This is a genomic window from Synechococcus sp. W60.3 (assembly GCF_047502615.1).
Classification (GTDB): domain Bacteria; phylum Cyanobacteriota; class Cyanobacteriia; order Thermostichales; family Thermostichaceae; genus Thermostichus.
Genome location: NZ_JANSHJ010000017.1, coordinates 1 through 2,362 on the forward strand (window position 1 = coordinate 1; position 2,362 = coordinate 2,362).

Sequence of the window (2,362 nt, forward strand, 5' to 3'; positions counted from 1 at the left end):
ACTCGAAAGAGCGGCAGAACTCCCTCACTTCCGTATCGGAGCAGAGATAAACCGGCTGGTGAATCTGGGGAGGGCGTGGCGGCAAGTACTGATAGACCCGTCCCCCGCTGACAAAGCCGACAATGGCCGCGCGAAAATCGGTGCGCAACATGGCAAAAATCTGGGGCTGTTGCTCCCGCAGCTCCTGAGGGGAGAGGCCCAAAGCCCTGGCGCGATGGACGGTGTCGATGGGGGCGATGGCGGCATAGCAAACCACGCCATAGATCAGGTTGCCGGTCTCTTCGTCTTGGGAGCGCGTCCAACTGCCGAGAGCAGGTATGGGCGGGAAGGTCAGGCGTTCCGGCTCGAAGCACTGGGCCACAAAGGTTGTGGTGTCGGCCTCCACCACTTCTCCAAAAGCAGAGGCAGGCTGGGGGGCTCTCATCGGGATCTCAGACTTCTCAAGGGTTGCTGCTGCAAAGGCCGACGGAGGGAGACAGAGGAGTCAGGAGAAAATGGAATTTTTCCAGGTTTTAAGACTTGTGAAGATAGGGGCATCCCCTTGCCCAACATTTTGCCCCTTTTGCAACGTTTTGTCCGATCCCCGGACGGCAAATCGGCAACTCAACGGCCTATGAGATCCTCATTGCTAAGAAAGTTAGCCGACTCTGGGGATCCCTGCGTAATATATTTTTTCACACGCTCCCGCGCAAATTCGCCATCCTAAATATTAGCCATTCTAAGTATTGAGCAGTTGGCGAGCGGAGGGAGAAACAATGAATGCTCAGCAACGCGGCCAAATCATCGCTTCTGAGTGGATGATCGACAGCCAAAACCCAGTACACTCCATTTCTCGGCTCAAGCGTCGGGCGACCTATTCCGATGTAACCCTCTGGTGGTTGGTGGTGCAGCTAAACCTGATGGAACAAAACTCTATCCACACCGATCACCGATAGGATGGACGGCACAAGAACAATCGGCTGCACGAAAATCCCAGCCCAGGAACATCCCGGATCCTAAATCCAATCTTAAAACTTAAAAAAAAACAAAAGAAGAGCTGAAAGTTGAGTCGGGTTGCACCTCGAACACCAGCTCTTCTGGACAGAGTAAGGAATAGAGATAAAGAAGAACCGAGTCTCGACCCCCCTTTAATCCTCCAGAGGCAAAGCCGCCACCTGAGCCGATTGCACTGGCGAGGGGAAGAAAGGCCGCTGCACGATTTCAGTTGCCAACACACTGCGCAACTGGGCAGCTACCGCCACCGTCGTGACATCGTAGGTTTGGGTAGCCAGCCGCGGGTAGAAGCCAATGCCGAGAATCGGCAACAGCAGACAGAGGGCCACCGCCATTTCCCGCGGACGCACATCCCCCAGGTAGTCTTCCAAAACCAAGCCGGGATCCTGAGCCCCGTAGAACACCTGCCGCAGCATGGAGAGCAAGTAAATGGGCGTCAGAATGATGCCCACTGCCGCCAGCAGGGCAATTCCCGCTTTGAAGGTCGGCGCATAGGCATCGCTGGTGGTCAAGCCCAAGAACACCGTCAGCTCACCCACAAATCCGCTCATCCCCGGCAGCGCCAGAGAGGCCAGGGATCCCGCTGTAAACAGGGCAAAAGCCTTCGGCATCTGCTTGGCCAACCCTCCCAACTTGTCGAGGGCAAGGGTGTGGGTGCGATCGTAGGTGATCCCCGTCAGGAAGAACAGAACCGCGGCAATCAGACCGTGGGAGATCATCTGCAGCACTGCCCCATTGATGCCCAGCTCCGTGAAGGCGGAGATCCCGATCAACACAAAGCCCATGTGGGCAATGGACGAATAGGCCAAGCGCCGCTTGAGATGGTTCTGACCAAAGGCCGCCAACGCCCCGTAAATGATGTTCACCACACCCAACACCGCCAGCACAGGGGCGAAGTAAACGTGGGCTTCCGACAACATGCCCACATTCATGCGGATCAGGCCATAGCCACCCATCTTGAGCAGAACTCCCGCCAAGATCATGGAAATGGGAGCAGAGGCTTCGCTGTGGGCATCCGGCAGCCAGGTGTGCAGCGGAAAAATCGGCAGCTTCACCCCAAAGGCAATCAGCAAAGCCGCATAGGCCAACAGCTCCAAGGCCAGTGGGTAAGACTTAGCGCTCAGCTCTGCCATCTCCAGGCTGAAGCCCTCGCCGTAGAAGGCCATCGCCAGGGATCCCACCAAGATAAAAATGGAGGCGGCGGCGGTGTAGAGGATGAACTTGGTGGCGGCGTACTGGCGCTTCGGCCCACCCCAAATGGAGATGAGCAGATAGACCGGCACCAGCTCAATCTCCCACATCAGGAAGAATAGAAGCATGTCCTGCGCCAGAAATACGCCCACCTGGGCGCCGTACATCAGCAGCAGCA

At 56.7% G+C, this 2,362-nt stretch carries 3 protein-coding genes; 1 reads left to right on the top strand and 2 read right to left on the bottom strand.

What is annotated here, in order from left to right; all coding sequences use genetic code 11:
• A partial coding sequence (locus NW846_RS07445) for a hypothetical protein (RefSeq protein WP_414515662.1) occupies positions 1-424 on the bottom strand: 424 nt, incomplete at its 3' end.
• Between the two features lie 331 nt (positions 425-755).
• On the opposite strand from NW846_RS07445, the gene NW846_RS07450 reads away from it, so the two are divergent.
• Positions 756-935: a hypothetical protein gene (locus NW846_RS07450; protein WP_011431964.1), complete on the top strand. Its 180-nt coding sequence runs from the start codon at positions 756-758 to the stop codon at positions 933-935.
• 192 nt (positions 936-1,127) lie between these two features.
• Here the strand turns inward: NW846_RS07450 and NW846_RS07455 are convergent.
• The coding region (locus NW846_RS07455; protein WP_414515664.1) for an NAD(P)H-quinone oxidoreductase subunit 4 at positions 1,128-2,362 on the bottom strand (1,235 nt) is incomplete at its 5' end.